14 protein-coding genes and 1 pseudogene are annotated in these 17,940 nt (G+C 60.8%); 4 read left to right on the top strand and 11 right to left on the bottom strand.

What is annotated here, in order from left to right:
- Positions 1–122: 122 nt before the first annotated feature.
- Positions 123–1,001 carry a 4-hydroxy-tetrahydrodipicolinate synthase gene (dapA, locus tag NL112_RS08405; RefSeq protein ID WP_255152234.1) on the bottom strand — a complete coding sequence of 293 codons (879 nt, stop codon included), beginning with the start codon at positions 999–1,001 and terminating at the stop codon, positions 123–125.
- Between the two features lie 117 nt (positions 1,002–1,118).
- Here dapA and rdfA point away from each other — a divergent pair, with 117 nt between their 5' ends.
- Both rdfA and NL112_RS08395 read left to right on the top strand, forming a co-directional pair.
- Positions 1,119–1,748 carry a rod-determining factor RdfA gene (gene rdfA, locus NL112_RS08400; protein ID WP_255152233.1) on the top strand — a complete coding sequence of 210 codons (630 nt, stop codon included), beginning with the start codon at positions 1,119–1,121 and terminating at the stop codon, positions 1,746–1,748.
- Between the two features lie 238 nt (positions 1,749–1,986).
- Positions 1,987–3,279 (top strand): M20/M25/M40 family metallo-hydrolase, encoded by a 1,293-nt coding sequence (locus tag NL112_RS08395; protein WP_255152232.1) that lies wholly within the window; start codon positions 1,987–1,989, stop codon positions 3,277–3,279.
- A gap of 33 nt (positions 3,280–3,312) precedes the next feature.
- On the opposite strand, the gene NL112_RS08390 is transcribed toward NL112_RS08395, so the two are convergent.
- Positions 3,313–5,049 carry a hydantoinase B/oxoprolinase family protein gene (locus NL112_RS08390; protein WP_255152231.1) on the bottom strand — a complete coding sequence of 579 codons (1,737 nt, stop codon included), beginning with the start codon at positions 5,047–5,049 and terminating at the stop codon, positions 3,313–3,315.
- A gap of 91 nt (positions 5,050–5,140) precedes the next feature.
- On the opposite strand from NL112_RS08390, the gene NL112_RS08385 reads away from it, so the two are divergent.
- Positions 5,141–5,560: a DUF3830 family protein gene (locus NL112_RS08385; RefSeq protein ID WP_255152230.1), complete on the top strand. Its 420-nt coding sequence runs from the start codon at positions 5,141–5,143 to the stop codon at positions 5,558–5,560.
- A 23-nt stretch (positions 5,561–5,583) separates the two neighbouring features.
- Here NL112_RS08385 and NL112_RS08380 read toward each other — a convergent pair whose 3' ends face one another.
- The 9 genes and pseudogenes from NL112_RS08380 to NL112_RS08340 all read right to left on the bottom strand — a co-directional run bounded on the left by NL112_RS08380 (position 5,584) and on the right by NL112_RS08340 (position 16,088).
- Complete coding sequence (locus tag NL112_RS08380; protein ID WP_255152229.1) at positions 5,584–6,984, bottom strand: dihydroorotase; 1,401 nt, start codon at positions 6,982–6,984, stop codon at positions 5,584–5,586.
- A gap of 51 nt (positions 6,985–7,035) precedes the next feature.
- Positions 7,036–8,130, bottom strand: coding sequence for a phosphotriesterase family protein (locus tag NL112_RS08375; RefSeq protein WP_255152228.1), 1,095 nt, complete (start codon positions 8,128–8,130; stop codon positions 7,036–7,038).
- A 95-nt stretch (positions 8,131–8,225) separates the two neighbouring features.
- Positions 8,226–8,376, bottom strand: a pseudogene (locus NL112_RS08370) (IS5/IS1182 family transposase); the annotation flags it as partial.
- Between the two features lie 95 nt (positions 8,377–8,471).
- Positions 8,472–9,611, bottom strand: coding sequence for a M24 family metallopeptidase (locus NL112_RS08365; protein WP_255152227.1), 1,140 nt, complete (start codon positions 9,609–9,611; stop codon positions 8,472–8,474).
- A 307-nt stretch (positions 9,612–9,918) separates the two neighbouring features.
- Positions 9,919–11,244: an ABC transporter ATP-binding protein gene (locus NL112_RS08360; protein WP_255152226.1), complete on the bottom strand. Its 1,326-nt coding sequence runs from the start codon at positions 11,242–11,244 to the stop codon at positions 9,919–9,921.
- Entirely contained in the window at positions 11,241–12,272 is a 1,032-nt protein-coding gene (locus tag NL112_RS08355) for an ABC transporter ATP-binding protein (protein ID WP_255152225.1), read from the bottom strand. The genes NL112_RS08360 and NL112_RS08355 overlap by 4 nt, the downstream gene beginning before the upstream one ends.
- Positions 12,269–13,246 (bottom strand): ABC transporter permease, encoded by a 978-nt coding sequence (locus tag NL112_RS08350; RefSeq protein ID WP_255152223.1) that lies wholly within the window; start codon positions 13,244–13,246, stop codon positions 12,269–12,271. The genes NL112_RS08355 and NL112_RS08350 overlap by 4 nt, the downstream gene beginning before the upstream one ends.
- Positions 13,243–14,199: an ABC transporter permease gene (locus NL112_RS08345; RefSeq protein WP_255152222.1), complete on the bottom strand. Its 957-nt coding sequence runs from the start codon at positions 14,197–14,199 to the stop codon at positions 13,243–13,245. Before NL112_RS08345 ends, NL112_RS08350 begins: the two co-directional genes overlap by 4 nt.
- Before the next feature lie 23 nt (positions 14,200–14,222).
- Entirely contained in the window at positions 14,223–16,088 is a 1,866-nt protein-coding gene (locus NL112_RS08340) for an ABC transporter substrate-binding protein (protein WP_255152221.1), read from the bottom strand.
- A 243-nt stretch (positions 16,089–16,331) separates the two neighbouring features.
- Between NL112_RS08340 and NL112_RS08335 the strand changes: the two genes are divergently transcribed.
- Positions 16,332–17,525, top strand: coding sequence for a M24 family metallopeptidase (locus NL112_RS08335; RefSeq protein WP_255152220.1), 1,194 nt, complete (start codon positions 16,332–16,334; stop codon positions 17,523–17,525).
- Positions 17,526–17,940 lie beyond the last annotated feature (415 nt).

Genomic DNA, 17,940 nt, shown 5'->3' with positions numbered 1-17,940 from the left:
CTGCCCAGTTTTGGGGGATAGTCAAATAGTTTGTTGAGCGAATCTGACACGACCCCAACCGCATCGACGACGGGCGGCTCGTCCCCGAGTCCACCGACGATTCCCCTAGCCCGGCGGCGATTTCATGCGGGGTTTCTGTCGGCGAGGAACGACTCCAGTTCCTCCCGAGTCTCCGGGTCGGCCTCGTACAGCGGTGGCCTGACGTGCGGCCCGTGGACGCCGACGATGTCGAGTGCGGCTTTCACCGCGATGGGTATCGTCTGGAGGTTCATCGCGGACTCGAGTTCCAGAATCTCCTCGTGGAGCTCCCGGCCCCGTTCCAGATCGCCGGTTCGAGCCGCGTCGTAGAGCTCACACACCGTCTCGGGGAACACGTTCGCGGCCACGCTCGTGATACCGGTCCCGCCGAGCGTAATCGTCGACAGCGCCTGCGAGTCGTACCCCGAGAGAACGTCGAACTCTTTGTCCCGCGTCCGCTGGAGGAGTTCGTACATCTGGTTGATGTCGCCGGCGGACTCCTTGATGCCCGCGATGTTCGGGTGGTCGGCCAGCCGAACCGTCGCGTCCGGTTCGAGGTTTCGTGCCGTCCGCTTCGGGATGTTGTAGATGACGAGCGGGACGTCGACGGCGTCGGCGATCGCCTCGTAGTGGCGGACGACGTGGTCGTTGGCCGGCCAGCTGTAGTACGGGTAGATGACGAGGACGCCGTCCGCGCCGACGTCGGCGGCGTGGGTCGACAGTTCGATGGCCTCCTGGGTCGAACTCGCGCCGGTTCCGGCGAGAACCGGGGTCGAGGCGGCGTCGACGGTCGTTTCGATGACCCGCTCGTGTTCCTCCCGGGTGAGCGTCGCCCGTTCGCCGGTCGACCCGCACGGGATGATCCCGTGGACCCCTGCGGCCTCCAAGCGGTTGATGTGCGCACGGAGTGCCTCGTGGTCCACGTCGCCAGATTCGTCCATCGGCGTCGTGATTGGAGGGAGGACCCCCTCTGTCACAGACATGTTCTCTTCTGTTTCCGCAGGGAGCATAATCGTTCGGGTCGGATTCCGATAGTTCGACGCACCCGCCGCTTACACACGCAAACGCCTTTTTACATCCGGACTCCGTGGATATAGCAAATGACCGAAAACATGGGCGAGGTGGGCGGCGACCCCTGCTGTAAGGCCGGGCGTCTGGAGCGGAAGTACGACCTCATGCAGATAGACGAGGAGCTGATTGCACGGTGGCGAGGAGAAGGGGCAGAGGAGACGAGCGTCCGCGTACTTACCGAGGAGTTCAACAAGGAGCTCTTGCGAGCGGCGCTCGACCGGGGAGACATCAACTACTTCGAGGGCGAAATCGACAACACCTATCGGCTACTCACCGACGACGACGTGACGGAGGGAGTTCGCATCAACGTCCGCCGTGCACTCAAGCGGGCGAACGTCGACATCGAGGGGGCGGAAGACGACTTCGTCTCGCATCAGACCATCTACAACCACCTGACCGGCTGTCTCGACGTCTCGAAGCCACAGAAGGAGTCGAAGGACCCCGTCGACACGGTCGCCGGCGAGATATTTTCGCTACAGAACCGGACCGTCGCCGTCGCGGACAGCAAGCTCGAACGGCTTCGCGACCAGAACCGGATCGCCATCGACGAGTTCGACGTGTTCGTCGACGTCAACGTCCTCTGCAAGCACTGCCAGACGCAACACGAACTCGGCCGCCTGCTACGCAACGGCGGCTGCACCTGTCAGGTCGAGGAGTAGCGCTCGCCCCGGCCGTTCGTCCGGGGGGAGTTTGTTTTACACTCGTACTGTTGTAAACGTGTGACCCGTTGTCATGCTTTTGGCAAACAAGGCCACGTTTTTCGGCCGCTCTCGACTGTCGACGGCGCGAATCCAGCTGTGATTTACAACAGTACGTTTGTAAATTATCGCGGGGTCGGGGAGCGCCGGGGCAAATCTATTTATTCCGATTCCTTCAGGTAGTGGTCGTGAGTGACCGATGACCAGCCACGAGGAGATACGACAGCGGGTGTTCGACCGTGCCGACAGACACACCGATTTGCTCCGTCGAGGGTTGGAAGCGTCGTTCGAGGACGTCGACACGTTTCAGGAGTGGGTCGCCGAGCGACTAGACCTCCTGGGCGCCTCCACCGAACGGTTCACGCTGTCGCGAGGGATGTTGACCGATCAGCCGGCGTTCCGCGATCGGCTGGAGCACGACCCCGAGTCGGTCCGACTCGGGACCAACGTCGTCGGTCGGTTTCCGGGGCGCACGGACGCCACGACGGTGCTGTTCGCCCACGCCGATAAGGCGCCGGTGAGCTACGAGCACGTGGCCGCGGGCCACGGCGTCGACGTCGAGGGGGACCGACTGGTCGGCCCCGGCATCGCGGACGACATCAGCGGAGTGACCGCGACGATCGGTGCCCTCGAGACGCTCGCACAGGGCGGATGGGAGCCCGCCACGTCCGTCCTCGTGGCGAGCATCTTCGGGAAGCAACTCGGCGTCGGCGGTACGTACGGTCTCGTGCGGCAGTACGGCCCGGCCGACGCCGCGGTGTACGCCCACCCCGCGGAGAGCGGCCGGGGGCTCAACGACCTCAAGGTGGGGAGCAACGGGCTCTACGAGTTCGTCATTGAACTGGAGGGCGAGCAACCGCCGACGAGCGAGATGCACCACCCGCTGTACGCGCACCAGGGTGTGAACCCGGTCGACGCTACCGGAACGATAACCGGCCGGCTCCACGACTGGGCCGACACACTTGCCGAGCAGCATCCCCACGCGGGCGTCGAGCGGGCCGCGGGAGCCTCGGCAGGGTTGCTCGTTTCGGACGTCCAGGTCGACGACGGCGACCGGGCCGTGTACCAGATGCCCCGGGAGTGTACCGTCCGGGCCGCCGTCGCCTTCCCCCCCGGCGTCTCGCTCGAGACGGTCGAGAGGGACGTCCGTCAGACCGTCACCGAGGCCGCAGCGGAGACGGGCGTCCCGCAGGTCGCCGTCCACCCGGGCGACCACGTCGCCGACTCCGCCGAGGCACCGACCGACACCCTGCCTGTCGAGACAGCGACGGACGCCATCGAAACCGTGACCGGCGACGCGCCCGAGTTCTACTACGGTCACACGGCTAGCGACATCCGGTACCCGATGCAGTACTGGGGCGCCCCGACCGTCGGCTTCGGCCCGCAGGCGGGAGCGATGGGCGACCCCGACGAGTGGATCGACAGCGAGGAGTACCTCGAAACCATCGGCGCCATCGCCGCGTTCCTCGTCGACTTCACGCCCGACGCGTAGCCGGCTAGTGCCGTGACGCGCCGTCCCGGTCCGTTACGTTCGCTCGTTCCGGCGGTCGCGTGTGGCCGTCTCGTCGACGGTGCCGTCGGCGTCGAGGACGACGCCGTACTCCTCGCGGGCCGCCTCCCGGGTCACGTAACCGTCGACGACGTCCGCCCGCACCGCCTCCGGGGGCCGCTCGTACGGATCTCCGTACCCGCCGCCGCCACCCGAACGGTTCCAGAGCCGCTCACCGGCCGCAAACGAGTCGCGACACGTGCCCGTCGAGCGCTCCTCGCCGGTGCCGGGCCGCAATACGACTTCGTTGCGAGCACCCGGCGTACCGCCATCGACTCCCCACCCGTCGGTCTTCGTCTTCTTGACCGTGACGAGCGCGTTGGTGTCGGCGGTGAACTGGTAGCTCCGGTGGATGCCGAGGCCACCGCGCTGGCGACCAGCCCCACCCGAGTCCGTCCGTAGCTCGACGCACTCGACTTCGACGGGCGCCTTGTGCTCGAGAATCTCGACCGGCGTGTTCCGGACGTTGCTCTCGGTGATATGCATGAGCCCGTTCGCGCCGTCGTGCTCGTCGGTGCCCCCCCAGCCGACCCCCTCGTTGCACCCGAGCATGTACGACCGGCCGGTCTCGGGGTCGTCGCCCCACATCATGAACGCACAGATGTCTCCACCGGAGTGGGCCGGTACCGAGTCCAGTCCTTTCGAGAGGGCCTTGAACACGGTCTCGACGCCGAGCATCGACGGCCACAGCGTGAACGTCGGCGCGGGGTGGGTCGCGTGAAACAGGTTCCCTTCCGGGGCCGTCACCGACAGCGGCTCGTAGTGGCCCGCGTTCGACGGCTCCCGCGGCGTCGTCAGCGTCTTCAGGCACAGCTTCCCCATCGTGATGGTCTCGCCGTACGGGACGTTGATCGGCCCCTCGACCTCGTCGGACGAGGCGGAGAAGTCGATGCCGAAGTCGTCGCCGTCGATGGTGACCTCGGCGGCTACCTTCACCAACTCGTCGTTGATGCCGTCGTCGTCGACGTAGTCCTCGGCGTACCACGTGCCGTCGGGCAACTCGCGGAGGGCCGCCCGTGCCTGTTCCTCGCCGTGAGTGGCGACCCGATCGACGGCCGTGGCTATCGTCTCGCTACCGTACTTTCGGTGGAGTTCCTGCAGGCGACGACGACCCACCTTGAGCGTCGCGATCTGTGCGTTCAAATCGCCGATGACCTTCTCCGAGACCCGCGTGTTGAACCGGAGGAGTTCGATGATCTCGTCGTCGGGCTCGCCCTCCTTGTACACCTTCGTCCCGGGGAACAGCAGGCCTTCCTGGTACACCTCGGTCGAGTCGTGGACGTACGCCGCGTCCTTCGCGCCGAGGTCCATCCAATGTGCACGAACGACGGTGTAGCCGATGATCTCCTCGCCGTCGTCGTTGAACACGGGGGAGAACAGACACGGGTCGAGCGTGTGAGCGGAACTCCAGTACGGGTAGTTCATCATCACCACGTCGCCCGGGTTCAGGTTCTCCTCGCCGACGTACTCGACACCCTTCTCGATACTGTAATCGTTCGCCCCGAGAAAGAGGGTGAGACCCGGCGAGTCAGCAACGAGGTTGAGATCGGCGTCGTAAATCGAGATGCCGAAATCCAGCATCTCGTAGATCGCCGTGTTGTACGCCGTCCGGATGAGCGTCCGCTGCATCTCGTTGGCTGCTGACTGGAGGTAGTTGCGGATGACCTCCACGGTGGCCGAGTCTACAGACGCCTCGGTAGCCGACGTCGTCATGGCTATCAACTGCTTGGGACAGCCCCTTGACTGTTTCGTCAAGCCGGGGCGTGGAGACAGGTTTAATGCATAGTGGGGAGAGAGCCGAGTCATGCCGTCGCTAGAAATCAGCGTAGAGAGCACTGTGCTCGAAGGGGAGCTGCTCGAATCGGAAGCGCCGGAGAGCGTCGACGCGCTCCGTGACTTGCTACCCCTGGAGTCGACACTCCTGCACGTCCGCTGGAGCGGCTACGCCACGTGGGTGAGCCTCGACGACGACGCGCTCCCCGAGCTACCCCGCGAGAACCACACCGCCTACCCCTCGCGGGGCGACGTGCTGCTGTACCCGGGGTTCAAAAACGAGAGCGAACTCCTCCTCGCCTGTGGCCCGACCTGTTTCAAGAGTCCCGCAGGCGAGCAGGCGGGGAACCACGTCGCCACGCTCGACACATCGCGGGACACGCTCCGGTCGCTGGAGGCGACCACGCTCGAGGAGGGCGGTCTCGACGTCGAGTTCCGCATCAACGAGTAGCGAACCCGACTCCGCAGGCGGGGTCAGCGGGGCGTGACGTTGGGACTCCAGTCGGGCGTATCGCGGGCGACGAACTCGCCGTGGCCCGGCGTCCCGACCAGTTCGCCGTCCTCGACGACGGGTTCCCCGCGGACGAACGTCGATTCGACGGCGCCCGTCACCTCACGGCCCTCGTACAGCGTGAAGTCGGCCACAGACGCGTTGTCCTCGGCCGTTATCTCGTAGGTCGCGTCCGGGTCGAAGATGACGATGTCGGCATCCGCACCGGGCGCTATCGTCCCCTTGTTCGGAAGGCCGAACAGTTTCGCAGGGAGCGTCGACTTGACCCGGACGAGGAACGGGTACGGGAACCCCCGTTCGCCGACGGCGACATCGTGGAACACGGGGAGTTCCGTCTGGAGGCCGTTCGCACCGAACGCGCTGTCCCACCAGTCGTCGGCCTCCTTGTCGGCGCGGGTGTAGCCGCAGTGATCCGATGAGACGACGTCGAGCGTGCCGGCCCGCAGGTGCTCGAACAGCGCGTCCTGGTCGTCCGGCGGTCTGATCGGCGGTGAGATCATCGCCTGGTTCCCCCTCTCGGCGTACACCGACTCGTCAAGCGCCGTGTAGTGAGTGCACGTCTCAGCGCGGACGTGGTCGGGGCCTGCCGCCGCTCGGACGCGGGCGATCTCGTCGGCCGCCTTCCGGCTGGTGGTGTGGAAGCCGTAGTACTTCGCCCCGTGTTCGGCCGCGAGCCGCGCGACCGTGGCGGCCGACACCGCTTCGGCGTAGTCCGGGCGGGAGGCCGGATAGTCGGTCGGGTCACCGCGGCCGGCCTCGCGAAGCAGTTCCGTCTGGGCGTCACAGATCGTCGGATCCTCGGTGTGGACGACGCCGACGCCGTCGGTGTCGGCGAGACGCGCGAACACGCGGTCCATGAACCCGTAGGAGACGCCCATCTCGTAGGTCGTGTACATCTTGAACGACGTGACGCCCATCTCGATGGCCGCCTCGAGTTCCTCGAGTACGGCCGGGTCCTCGCGGGTGAGGCCGCCGTGAAGCGCGTAGTCGACCAGCGCGTCCCCGGCTTTCTCGCGTTTCCGCTCGATCCCCTCGACCAGCGTCGACTCGGCGTCGTACGGGCTCTCCGACCCCTCCCAGGCCTGCCAGCCGAAGTCGATGAAAGTCGTCACCCCGCCGAGTGCGGCGGCGGCCGTCGCCGTCTCGTAGCTGTCACCCGAAAACATGTCCGCGACGTGGACGTGTGGATCGACCACGCCGGGCAGTACGAGGCAGTCGGTCGCGTCGACGGTCCGGTCGGCGTTGGGGAAGGTGGCGCCGTCGCCGACCGCCACGATGCGGCCGTCCGAGACGGCGACGTCCGCGTCACGGACCCCATCGGCAGTGACGACAGTCCCCCCCGACACGATCAGATCGGGATTCATGGGTAGTGGTTGCCAGCCGCACAAATATAGTTCGGGGTCGCTCCGGTCGCGCTATACCGGATCGTCGAACGTGAGCCAATCCTGAGGATTCTGTTTGAGGATGCGGTCAACGGTAGCCGGATCGATGTCACGACCCCGGAGCATCCTCGCGACGTTCCGGGGGACGTGTGCGTACCCGAAGCCACCGTACTTGGTGTACTGGACCTTGTTGCAGACGTCGTGAGAAAAGAGGAGATTCGATGCGTACCCCTCCTCAATGAGCGTCGTCGTGAACTCCAGGCGCTGGGTATCGGGCATGTACGCATCGTCGTACTCGTCGAGGTGGAGTTCGTGGCCCCAGAGATCGTACTCCAGATACGCACCCCGTTCGGCCAGCTCGCGCTGGTACTCCAGGTCCTCGTAGACCGTTCGATCCATGTGACACAGCGCGACGCGCCCCGGCGAGAGCCCCTCCTCTTCGATGATATCTAGAAGTTCGAGTCCCCACCTTGAGGAGGGGTACGTCCGGTCGCGTTGCGCGTGGGGCGTCCGGCCCGGCGGATGCACGGAGAGGGGAGCACCGGTCTCGACAGCCGCACGTGCGGCCCCACGGAGCACCTTCTCTTCGGCGTCGTGGATATGGCCGCTGACACCGATCTCACCGATGACACCGGCCCGGATGTTGGTCTCATCGATGCCGTGGCGAACGTCTTGGACGAACTCGGCCCGCAGGTCATCGACGGACGACCGGGCGATCCGGTCCGAGTGGAACGACTCCATGTAGATCGCAGTCCCGTGGACACACTGGAGCCCGAGTTCCCGACAGATTCCGGCGACGTGCTTCGGGTCGCCGCCGACGTTCTTCGGCGTGACATCGACGAGCGTCTGCCCGCCCGCACGGAGGAACCGACGCAGTTCCGCGGCCGCGGCCTCGGGGTCTCCGAGTCGGCGGTTGTCCTCGTGGCGCATCGGGTTCCGTCGAACGTACCAGAGATTGTTCATCGAGACGGGCTCGCGAGCGACCGCGCGCTCGACGCTCGAGTCCGGCATCGGCGTCGGATTGGCCGTGAAGTCGATGAAGACGTGTTCGTGTGGGAGCGTCAGACCCAGTTCCGACGGATCGAGCAACCCGTCGGTAGTGATGACGTGCCCAGCATCGGCAGGCATACACCGCTCATCGGTCGACTGGTACTAATAGTTTGTACCGGGCCAGCATCCACGAGTGGCACGCCGTCTCGTCCGGTGCGACAGATAGTGTTACGGCGAGTAACCGGGCGTGTGCCGTAGACGTTCTCGTAGTAGCAGGGAAGAAACCGCAAAAGAGATCGGATGGCTGACGCACTTGTAGTCCAGCAGAAACTCAAATTCAAGATGCTCAAACAGCGGTACTGTCTCGGTCGCCGCTGCATTCAGGAAGTCGTTGGCCGACGCAGGGCCTCGGAGCTGGTCGACGCAGTTTCCAAACCCTGGGGCCTCCTTTGGAGGCTTTCTATGGCACGCTCGTTGAATTACTCCAAGAGACGCCATCCGTGTGAAGAGTTCGACAGTCGTTCGCAACCTGACTGGGTGACGGCGACATCGTCTTCAATCCTGAGTCCCCAGTCTTCTGTATAGATCCCTGGCTCGATCGTCATCACCATCCCTGGTTGAAGTTCGATTTCGTTTCCTTCGTCCACGTAGTCTCCCGACATAAGGAACGGCGGTTCATGTATCCCCAGACCGATACCGTGTCCTGTAACGTGGAGGAAGTTTTCCCCGTATCCTGCATCTTCGATGACCGATCGAGCGACGACGTCGACCTCCTTTGCTTGAACGCCGGGTTCGACAGCGTCGATAGCCGCTTCCTGGGCCTTCCGGGCGACTTCGAACGCTTCGATAAATTCCTCCGGCGGTTCACCGTCGAAGACGACTGTCCGGGTCTGGTCACTGAGGTACTGGTCGACCTGTGCACCGAAATCCAGAATGACTGGCTCTCCGGATTGAATCGATCGTTGACCGACTGTGTACGACGGCTTTGTACTGTTCGGGCCGCTTGCGACGACGGTGTCGAACGCAGTGTCTTCGGCGCCCCGCTTGCGCATGAGATAATCAATCTTCGCAGCAACCTCGTTTTCGGTCATTCCGACGAGATTCTCGGACCGAATTATTTCGCTTACCTCGTCCGCGATCGAGGCTGCTTCCTTGATTGTCTTGCGTTCGTCCTCATCTTTCGTTCGCCGGAGCGGCATCGTCACTTCCGACGCTAGTTCGAATTCAAAATCCGAGATTTCTTGGAAATCTTTTATGAATGTTGCCCACATCTGGTCTTCCACCAGGATGGTGCTCTCGTCGGAAATATCATACTCCTCAAATGCGTCAGCTAGTCGATCGACGGGGTCATCGCTGTCGTCCCATGTCACGAAAGTGTTGATCCAAGATGACTCCCGTACGTTGCTGGCGTTATTCGTCGAGAGGAACATGAAGGGCTCGCCCTCTACAGGTAATATGAAGAATGTGTGACGCGGCGTAACCTGTTTTTCCGGATTCCCGGATAAATAGTAGTGGTTGTTTCCTGGGGAGAGAACAAGCGCGTCCCCTCCCTTCTCACGGAGTCGCTTTCTCGCTTCGACGATACGTTGTTCACCCTGCTCCTTTTCGATGGCTGGCATCAGAGACTACATGCAAGCGGAATGTTATAATACTTCACGTCGGCCACTCTCCGGATATACGTTCTCCCTGTAGGTGGGGAAATCAGATTAAGCAAGAGACCACCGTTTGTATCGGAATTTAGTGGACGTTACCGACGGGCGAGCTTCCCCCTGTCGAATTGTCGGGCCCTTCGGGCTCGGTGAAAGTGAGGCACTCGACGGAGGTCTGTCGAAGAATCTTTTCGAAAGTTTCGCTGTCGACGCCCCTCCCCCGGAGTATGGTGGTTATCGTACAGACCGATACTGAGTCTGGCTACCTCCTCGCCGGTCAGAGGTAATCGGGGTCCCCCCGTTCAGTGGAGTCATTGCGGTGGCATGCGACCTTGTGGGTGCGCCCGGCTGACCGTTCGCGGGGCACCTGCTGTTCGCATGGCGTCCGGAACGCTTCGTCCACCGCTTCGACGGCGAGGGTACGATCTCCGTCCACTAGCTCCTCGGTAGCCGTCCGGATTACTTCCCGTGCCTCGTCGGGGAACGACTCTATGTCCGAATCGAACGACTCTTCGATGATTTGGTCTTGGACCGCCTTTGCTGTCGTCTCGTCGCTTTCGGCTTGGACCCGGCGTCGGATCGCATCCGGATCTATCTCGCCGTCGCGAACCTGAATCCGGAAGGAATGGAAACCCCTGAACTGCTGTTGGCTGCCCTTCCAGTCTTCGGGCGGAATGACTGCGGGACAACGAGTGTGGAACCGACATCCAGCTGGGGGGTTCATCGGCGAGGGCGGCGACCCCTCGAGAATGATCCGGTCGGCTCGGTCCTCAGGATTTATTTGTGGAATGGCAGACATCAGGGCCTTCGTGTAGGGATGTCGTGGGGCCTCGAAGAGCTCGTCGGTGGGTGCTAGTTCGACGATTTCTCCAAGGTACATGACGGCGACGCGATCCGCGATGTATCGCACGACGCTGAGGTCGTGGGAAACGAACACGATCGCGATTCCCAACTCGTCTTGGAGCCGCTCCAGCAGTTTGAGGATATCCGATTGGACGGAGATGTCGAGGGCACTGACGGGCTCATCCGCCAGCAGCAGATCGGGTTCGAGCGTGAGTGCCCGCGCGACCGCCACGCGTTGTTGTTGCCCACCGGAGAACTCGTGGGGGTATCTGTTGAAGTGAGAGCTTTCGAGCCCAACGCGTTGCAGGTGTTCTTTGGCCAGTTCTTGCCGTTCGCTGTCGCTGTCACCGATATCGTGGACCTCCAGTGGTGCCATGAGACAGTCCCCGACTGTCTGCCGGGGATTCAGCGAGGCAAGCGGGTCCTGGAAAATCATCTGAATCTGGCGGCGATACTGTTTCATCGCTCGGTCGGAGAGGCCGGTTATGTCCTCACCACGGAACCGCACAGATCCGTCAGTAGGTGTGTAAAGGTTCGCGATCGTCTCCACGAGCGTGCTTTTCCCACAGCCGCTCTCACCGACGACAGCGACCGTCTCACCTTCCTTTACCGTCAGGTCCACGTTCTCGACGGCCTGAACCTTTGCCCCTGCGCCAAGGATCCGATCAATGAATCCTTCGCTCTGATCGAAGTGTTTCGTCAGCGACTCTGTTTCCAAGAGCGGGGCCTCTTCCGGTCCGTCAGTTCGAGATGGAGTCATAGTTGTCTCTCCTGTGGGCCGCGTCGAAGACAAGCCGCGATATGATCATCTTCCCCGACCTGCCGAAAGTCCGGGTCTATGTCGAAGCATTCGTCTTTCGCCTCGGGACACCGGGGCGCAAACTGACAGGCGAAATCTATGTCGATGAGGTCAGGGACGTTCCCTGGGATTGAGTGTAGCGAGTCCCGGCTATCAGCTGTCGGAAGGCATTTTAATAGGTTCTGTGTGTACGGATGCTGGGGATTCGTGAACAGTTCCTCCGTCCGTGCTCGTTCCACAATCTCGCCGGCATACATGACGTTCACTTCATGACAAATCTCTGAAATTACTGCCAAATCGTGGGTTATCAGCAGTATCGAGGTGTCAAACGCGTCCTTGAGACGCTCGAGTTCCTCGAGAATCTGGGCCTGAACGGTCACGTCGAGTGCGGTCGTCGGTTCATCGGCGATAAGCAAATCGGGTTCACAAGACAACGCCATTGCGATCATCGCCCGCTGGCGCATCCCGCCACTGAACTGGTTGGGGAAGTCGAACGCACGGGTCGATGGTTCCGGTATCTGGACGGATTCCAGCATCTCGATCGCACGCTGCCACGACTCGCTGTGCTTCGCGGCCCCCAGTATCTTCCGCTTCATCTCAGCCGGGAGCGTAACGGACTCACCCACATCCTGGTGGAGGCGAATCGTTTCGGCAATCTGTTCGCCAATCCGAATCGTGGGATTCAGGCTGTTCATCGGATCCTGAAAGATGATCGAGATGGCGCTTCCTCGAATCTCTCTCATCTGGGCATCCGAGTAGTCCAGCAACGACTCGCCGTTGAACAGAATTTCGCCCCCGACGATCTCGCCCGGCTCTTCGACCGAGCGAAGGATGCTCTCCGCTAGTACGGTCTTGCCACTGCCGCTCTCTCCGACTAGACCGACGATCTCTCCAGATTCGATAGAGAGGTCGACGCCGTTAACTGCTTTTACGGTTCCACGTTCGGTATCGAACTCCGTCCGAAGGTCGTTGATTTCGAGAATTGTCATCGTTCAAGTTCCTCCCCGCGCTTAACGTCGAATATATCGCGTAGCGTGTCGCCCTCGATGTTGAACGCGAGCGCCGTGATCATGATTGCGACTCCCGGGACGATGGTGATCCACCAGTAGCTCGTAATGTAGGCGCGGCCGCTCGCTATGAGTAGCCCCCACGTCGGCGTCGTCGGCTTTACGCCGAGCCCTAGGAAGGACAGCGACGCCTCCCAGAGGATCGCCAGAGGGAACAGCACGGTCATTTGAACAATGAGCGGCGCGACTGCGTTGGGCAGTATTTCCTTGACCATGATCCGGAGGTCAGACATGCCGATGACCCTCGCCGATTTGATGTACTCGGATTCGCGAATCGACAACACTTCGCCGCGGACGACACGAGCGAAATCGTCGAAGTAGGCGATGCTGATGGCGAGGACCACGTTCCAGACGCCGAGCCCGCCGGTGAATGCGACGATGCCGATGGCGAGGACGATCTCCGGGAACGCCCACTGGAAATCGATATATCGCATCAGTAGATCATCGATCCATCCGCCGTAGTATCCGGCCAACAGGCCGATGAGTGACCCGACGAAGGACCCAATTCCGACCGACGCGAACGCAACGAGCAGCGAGATCCGCGTGCCGAAGATGACACGTGAGAGCACGTCGTGCCCGAACGAATCCGTTCCGAGGGGATGGAACGCCCGTTCGGTCTGTCCGTCGTCGTCGAAATGTCCGACGGAATGGGAGTTCGGTGGCTGGAAGAGACCGAACGTTTCGTCGGGATTGTGCGGTGCGAGTACCGGGGCGAAAATCGCTACGAGGATGATCGCAATGATCGTCACGGTTGCGATGATCCTGATCTTCTTGGCGAGTAGTTTCCTGATGAAATATCTGAACGACGATTCGGTTTTGACGATGTCGCCGTCCTCATAGTTCGCCGAGTCGTCCGTGCCGCTGCCTGAGACAGCGTCGATATCTCGTTCACTCATGCGTTTTCGTCTCCATACCGAATACGGGGGTCGATCGCAGTGTACATGATGTCAATTAGGAGGTTGATGAGGATGAATCCGCTAGCGATGACCAGAATGACCCCTTGGGTCACCGGGTAGTCACGGTTGAGGATCGAAGAGACGATGAGCCGACCTATTCCCTTGATACCGAAGACAATCTCGACCGTCACACTCCCACCAATGACGACCGCTAACTGGATGCCGGCGACCGTCACAACCGGGATGAGGGCATTCTGAAGCGCGTGTTTGTAGAAGCGGGTCTGTCGGCTGAGACCCTTCATTTTTGCCGTGCGCATGTACTGGGTGCCCATCACTTCAAGTAGCGAGGACCGCATCATCCGCATCACGACGGCAGTATAAGGTAACGCGACCGAAATAGCCGGTAGCAGAATGCTCTGGAACCATGGTACGAACCCCTCCGAAAGCGGGGTGTACCCGAACACGGGCAGTATCTCGAACCGGACCGCGAAAATGACCATCAGCAGAATCGCAATGAAAAACGACGGTGCAGAGAGCCCGAAAAAGGCGATGAAGGTCGCCACGTAGTCGGGAAGTTCATGGCGGCGAGTTGCACTGATAACGCCTGTCGGTATAGCGATTACGAGTCCGATGAGCACCGCCAGCGCTCCTATCGAGAGCGTCTTTGGAAGCGCTAGCATGATGGACTCGGTGACCGCTTGTCCCGTCCGGATGCTCGTCCCGAAGTCGAACTGGAGCAGGCCGACAAACCAGTCGATGTACTGTTCGTGGAGGGGCTTGTTCATGCCCAACTCCTCGCGCAGCGCCCGGATCTTCGCTTCGGTGGCCTGCTTTCCGAGCATCGTCCTAACGGGGCCGCCTGGGAGTAACCGGACGCCGAAAAACAACGTGGTGGCTACCAACCATGTGATAACGATTGCATGGAGCACGCGTTTTACGATATATCGTTTCATATCTGTAGAATAGATCGGGCGGTTTATTCCTCTAGCCAGACGGAGCGGAGACGATTGATGACCCCGATGTGAGTGTAGTTTTTGACACTCTTCCGGCGGGCAGCCTCGACTGTTTCGTGTTCAAAGTACGACCACGGTGCTTCCTCGAGAAGCATGTCTTCGATTTTCCAGAGCGTCTTCTTCCGTTCCTCGCGGTCGAGTTGAGCGCGTTGTTTCTCGAGCAATTCCATCAACTCATCGTTCACGTACGGCCCCCACCAGTTATACGTCGAGTCGGCCGGGCCGTACAGCAGGTAGGTCAGGCCATCGGGGTCCGGCGAGACACTGTTCCCGAACGGGATGAACTTGTAGTTCCCCTTCGGGAGCCGCTCGAAGACCGTGGACGCGTCCTGCTGCTCTATTGTTATGTCCCAGTTCAGTTCCTCGCCTAGGAGTGAACGGAGAACTTTCGCGGCACGGAGTTCGGGCGGGGAGGTCAACATCTCGATTTCGATTCCCATCACACCAGCCTCCTCCGCGAGACGACGGGCCTCCTCGGGATCATACTGCTGGATGGGCGACTTTTTTGGACCGCCAATATTGCCTTCTGAACCGTCATATTCGTCGCGATAGACCCAGCCTTGAGAGGGGCTGTAGACACCTGTGTCGGCCATGCCATTGCCCAACAGGGCTTCTTGAACGAACCGTTCGGCGTCTATCGCCTTTGACACCGCGAGGCGGACCTTCTTGTTGTTAAACGGTTCTGCCTGCGTGTTGAACGCCAAGCCACCGAAGTTCGGCCCCATGCGGCTGTCGATTGTGATTTCGTTGTTCCCTTTCAGCGTGTCAGACTGAGCGTCTGGAGGCCAGTTCAGGAACTGGACGGACCCGGTCATTATGGCGTTCGTCCGGGTCGACGCTTCCTTGAGCGGTTCGTATTCGACTGCGTCAAGATACGGAAGCTGGACCCCGTCGGAGTCAGATTTGTGGTAGTTGTCGTTCGCTTTCGTCTTCATCGTGGAGCCCAGCGAGTGCTCCGTGATGTGGAACGGCCCCGATCCTTGTGGTTTGATCTTGAACTCCTCATCACTCATCTCCTCCACTGCTTCGGGGCAGACAATGGCACCTGCATTCCCGAGGTCGGGCGTGAGGTAGATGAACACCGGCGAGAACGCCTGCTCGAAGTTGAGAGTCAGACTGTAGTCCCCGTTCACTTCGACCCCACCATCGTCGATCGGTTCGAGGGTGGAAAACTTGTTCGCGTGCGGAGTCTCTTCCTCGATCACTCTCCGGAACGAATACTTGACGTCCTCTGCGGTGACGTTCTTGCCGTTGTAGGGGAAGTGTGCATTCTCGACCAACTGGAACTCGATCGTTTTCCCACCGTTCGAAACCGACCAGTCGCTCGCCAGGTCACCCTGAACGGACAAGTCCTTTTTGACCTCAAGGAGACCGCTGAACAGATTGCCGAGGAGCATGCTCGACTGCGTCAGCGCCGAGTAATGGGGGTCAATCTGGGTGAACTCACTCACGTTCCACCCTGCTTTCATCGTTCCACCCTTACTCGACGATCCATTGGCGGGCGTGGTGTCGCTGTCCTCTTCTCCCCCACCCCCAGAGGTAGGCGTGTCTCCCTGATCACCACTGGTACAACCAGCCAGTCCACCCATACCCACGGCGCTCAGCAGCTTGATCGTGGTACGACGGTCGATGGACGGACCCTCGAGATCGCTAGTTGAAATAGCACTCTCTTGATCAGTACTATCATGTGTCATGACTACACATCCTGTGCAAGAGGAGAATATAAAAATCTTTCTTGGCCTCTTAAACACGGTGAAGTTCGTCGTCTCCAATCGCCCTCCGATCAGCAAGGCCTGGGTGAGAGCCTTCACGGACTTGTTCTGTTTCATCGGTAGAATTACTGGCCAATGCCTTCGAAAGCGTCCAAGCGCGGCTTCTTTTAAACAAGACGATGTCGCGAGTATCCGATATCTCTGATTCGAGCCTCTGTACCCAGTCAGGTGGCAGGTACGTCTTGACCAGACAAGGTTGCCGATCCGGTCAGCGGCACGACACCAACACTCTCTAGCGAAACGACGGGATTATCCCGAAGGTTTTTAGCGCCAATCCGTGAACGGAAATCGTGATTCATCGTGTCAGATAAAACCATTGTACGGGAGAAGACGGATCAGGCTATAGAAGCTCTAGATAAGCGAAACGTAGACGTTTGGATTACGTTTGGGAGAGACACTGCCGACACACCCGATCCGATGCAATCGTTGGTACTCGGCGAGGAGTTCATCTGGCCAGGGATGGTGTTGCTAACCCGAACCGGTCGGAAGATCGTTGTCTGTGAGTCCGCCGACGCCGGAAACATCCGGGATATCGGCTTTTTCGACGTGTATGCGTATGAAGAATCATTGGAAGAGGTGTTCCTTGACGTTCTCGCGGAGATCGACCCAGAGACGATAGCAGTGAACTACTCTCGGAGCGACAGCACCGCAGACGGGTTGAGTCACGGGCTGTATCTCGAATTGAAGAACTACCTTGATGGGACCGAATACGAGAAGACACTCACCGAAGCGACGGCCGTGATCGGTGACGTGCGCGGAGCTAAATCGTCGACCGAGTTGGACCGTATTCAGGAGGCAGTTGATTCGGCACAGGAGTTCCTTAAGGAACTGCACCACTCCTGGCAACCTAGTTGGACGGAAGCCGATGTAGCGACGTTCATCCACGACCGGATTGACCAGCGAGGACTGGAAACCGCTTGGGACCAGGCGATGTGTCCGATCGTCACCGCCGGAGCTGAAGCGGATCACGGACACGCAAAGCCGGGGAGTCGCACGCTACCCGCGGGTGAGGTACTGCGGCTTGATTTCGGAGTTTCCTACGGCGGTTACTGTTCGGACATGCAGCGACTGTACTACCATCCGAAACAGGGGGAGACGGCCCCGCCCGCGAGTCTCCAGTCGGCATTTGACGACGTACGAGCGGCGATCAACGCCGGGTTTGACGCACTTGAGCCGGGCGTGATAGGGCATGAGGTGGACGCGGCGGCGCGTGAGGTAATCACCGGACGAGGGTGGCCGGAATTCAAGCACGGCTTAGGCCATCAGGTGGGACGTCGCGTACACGACGGTGGGACGTATCTCGGCCCAACATGGGAACGCTACGGCGAGGCACCGTACCGCGAGGTGAGCCGGAACGAAGTGTACACTATCGAACTCGGGATTGAGACCGAGTGGGGGTATCTGGCTCAGGAGGAGATGGTGAGGGTGACCGAGTCGGGGGCCACATACCTGACCGAACCACAGAGAGAGCTGAATCTACTGCCTGTCGAGTGAGCGTTACCGCGAAACCGGCCAGTTCGCGTTTACCTTGGCGTGAGCGGTGACGGATAGTGAGGGCTTGGAGCCACGATTCTGCTGTCTGTGGTTCGGCCTGGTTGAAACTCCATCCGTCTTTAGCTAAGAGAAGAACCCCGTGACGGCAGAGGCCTATCGACGCTATTTTTCGAGAGGGATGAGGAGGCGACGAACGTGGGCAACGGCACCCCCTCATCTCGGGTTCTGCGTCGGCTCACTACATTATGAACACCGATCTAGCTGCATTTGACTCCCAACTTATCCAGACACTGACTGGCATCCCTCGTTGAAACGCCGGCGAGATGACACCGGATGCCCACTTGAATCCCCACTCGGGAGTTCGTCTGCGCTTCACAAACGACAATTCGATCACTCGGTAAGTCCACTAAGTTGA

The organism is Halorarius halobius, assembly GCF_024298865.1.
Lineage (GTDB): Archaea > Halobacteriota > Halobacteria > Halobacteriales > Haloarculaceae > Halorarius > Halorarius halobius.
This window is presented reverse-complemented; position numbering and strand designations above follow the sequence as displayed.